The following is a 552-nucleotide window of genomic DNA, read 5'->3' on the forward strand; positions in this document are numbered from 1 at the left end:
CAACACCTGTTAGGCTTCCATTGGCCAGAAGATTCCGGTCAACCTATCTCGAACCTGATTCGAACTCCAGATTTCATAAAGTACCTCAATAAAAAAGATTTCTCCGAACCGCTAGAAATGCGCTCGCCGTTGAATGTCGAACGTATGTTAGAACTGCGTATCGTGCCTTACACGGAAGGTGAACACCTGATGGTGGTGCGTGACGTGAGCCAACTTAAGCAACTCGAAGGAATGCGTCGTAACTTCTTCGCCAACGTTTCTCATGAGCTACGCACTCCGATGACCGTACTACAAGGTTATCTGGAGATGACGGAAGACCCAGATATGATCGTCGGCCCGATGTGGACTAAAGCTCATGGGGTGATGACGGAGCAGCTTAACCGCATGAACAGCTTAGTGAATCAACTTCTTACCTTATCTAAGATTGAAGCCGCGCCGATGCATGAGTTGGAAGATGTCGTAAACGTGCCAGCAATGCTTGAAGTATTAGAGAAAGAAGCGATCAGCTTAAGTGGTGATGACCAACATAAACTCAAGTTTGATGTCGATACC

Annotated in this window: 1 protein-coding gene; it reads left to right on the plus strand. The window is 46.9% G+C overall.

The features are described 5' to 3' along the window. The coding region (locus tag R8N49_RS29595; protein WP_318190754.1) for a histidine kinase dimerization/phospho-acceptor domain-containing protein at positions 1-552 on the plus strand (552 nt) is incomplete at both ends.

This window comes from Vibrio sp. 1978, from assembly GCF_033344345.1.